Raw genomic sequence first — 1894 nt, forward strand, 5'->3', positions numbered from 1 at the left:
GGATATCGCACTTGATTTGGTTGACTGGCAACAGGTTGAGCAAAACCCCTTCTTTTGCCCTGATCCCACAAAATTAGAGGCTCTAGATGCGCTGATCCGTGATTTGAAAAAAGAGGGCGACTCGGTCGGTGCAAAAGTAACGGTGATTGCCGAGCACGTGCCGGTTGGCTTGGGTGAGCCGGTTTTTGATCGCCTAGATGCCGATTTAGCCCACGCACTGATGAGCATTAATGCGGTGAAAGGGGTCGAGATTGGCGATGGTTTTGCCGTGGTCAATCAGCGTGGCAGTGAGCACCGCGATGAGATCACCCCACAGGGTTTTTTAAGCAACCATGCAGGCGGTATTTTGGGCGGGATCAGCAGTGGCCAGCCGATAGTGGCACATTTAGCGCTAAAGCCAACCTCAAGCATTACAATTACGGGGCGCTCGATCAACACCCAAGGCGAGGCGATTGACGTTGTGACAAAAGGGCGGCACGACCCTTGTGTCGGCCTGCGTGCTGTGCCGATTGCCGAAGCGATGATGGCAATTGTGCTACTTGACCATCTGCTGCGTCATCGCGCGCAGTGTGCAGATGTACAAACCACCACGCCTGCATGGTCAGTATGAATAAAAGCAAACATCGGGTCATCATGCCGTTGTACATAGCCGCAGCGTTGGGCTGTATTGCTACGACGGTTGCTGCCTCACCGTGGAGCCAGTTCACCGCGCCGGTGCGTGGCGCGCCGCAGGCGATTGGCGGGTATGCCAATGGATGTGTGGTCGGTGCTGTGCCTTTGCCGTTATCGGGCAAGGGGTATGAAGTGATCAGAACCGAGCGATTGCGTTATTTTGGGCATCCAGAGTTGATTCGCTTTATCACTCGGTTAGCCCAGCGCAGTCAGCAGACGGGGCTGGATAATTTTTGGGTCGGCGATATGGCAATGCCGGTGGGCGGGCGCTTTAATTCTGGCCATGCCAGCCACCAAAACGGGCTGGATGTGGATATCTGGTTACGCTTTAGTCAGGGCACACTGAGCGTCAAGCAAAAGCAAAATCCGGCGGCTGTCAGTTTGGTGGATTTCTCTACCAGAAAAATCAAACCTGCGTTGTGGGAAGCGGACTATACGCGTTTAATTAAATTGGCGGCAACTGACCCGAAAGTCGCGCGAATTTTTGTTAATCCGGCGATAAAAAAGCAGCTATGCGAAACGGCTCAGGCCGCCGGTGATACCCGTTGGTTGCACAAAGTGCGGCCATGGGGTGGGCATGATTATCACATGCATGTCAGGCTGGATTGCCCGCCAGGTTCTGTGGGGTGCAAAGCACAGTTGCCGCCTCCGGCTGGAGATGGTTGTGGGCAAGAGCTGACTGATTGGCTGCGTCCGCCACCACCGGTAAAAAACAAATTACCGAAAAAATTGGCTTTACCGAAAGCCCCGCCAGTTATGCCAGCGGCATGTCAGGCTTTATTACCTTAAGTGGCGCATTTTTCTCAAAAGTATTAGAGAGATAACAATACATCAAATACAAAAAAAGGCCGGTACAGCATGCACTGTTCCGGCCTTTTTTAACTGCCATCGACCTAGGGCATTTGATGGTAGTTAATGGTCATCGTATAAACTACGCGCTTATTACACCGTGATTATACGTAGAAAATCAGCGAGTACAGGGTGGTGACCACCAGTGCACCGAGCATTGGAATGGCAGTACGTTTGACTAGATCAAACGGTGATACTCCTGCTGCTCCGGCCACGGCAACAATCACGCCAGTGATTGGGGATATGGTGCGGCCAATACCGGCAGCTAGTTGCATTGGCAGCAACATGGAAACGGCATGAATACCTACTTTCCCTGCAATATCCGGTACCATAGCGGCGAATGAGAAGAAAGGTGCGTTACCTGACCCCATCA

Annotated in this window: 2 protein-coding genes and 1 pseudogene; 2 read left to right on the forward strand and 1 reads right to left on the reverse strand. The window is 52.5% G+C overall.

Annotation, left to right across the window (positions count from 1 at the left end):
* Together aroC and mepA are read left to right on the forward strand one after the other, a co-directional pair.
* The coding region (gene aroC, locus ACRC27_RS09090) for a chorismate synthase (RefSeq protein ID WP_438639728.1) at positions 1-610 on the forward strand (610 nt) is incomplete at its 5' end.
* A 23-nt stretch (positions 611-633) separates the two neighbouring features.
* Positions 634-1461: a penicillin-insensitive murein endopeptidase gene (mepA, locus tag ACRC27_RS09095; protein ID WP_438639729.1), complete on the forward strand. Its 828-nt coding sequence runs from the start codon at positions 634-636 to the stop codon at positions 1459-1461.
* A gap of 164 nt (positions 1462-1625) precedes the next feature.
* Here mepA and ACRC27_RS09100 read toward each other — a convergent pair.
* A pseudogene (locus ACRC27_RS09100) lies at positions 1626-1894 on the reverse strand (C4-dicarboxylate transporter DcuC); the annotation flags it as partial.

Origin of the sequence: Plesiomonas sp., assembly GCF_051650925.1 — a bacterium.
In the GTDB taxonomy this organism is placed as follows: domain Bacteria; phylum Pseudomonadota; class Gammaproteobacteria; order Enterobacterales; family CAMTGL01; genus Plesiomonas.

What these genes read in the sequence shown, in the direction of transcription:
- mepA (WP_438639729.1), top strand. Translation starts at nt 634, where the DNA reads ATGCCGTTGTACATAGCCGCAGCGTTGGGCTGTATTGCTACGACGGTT.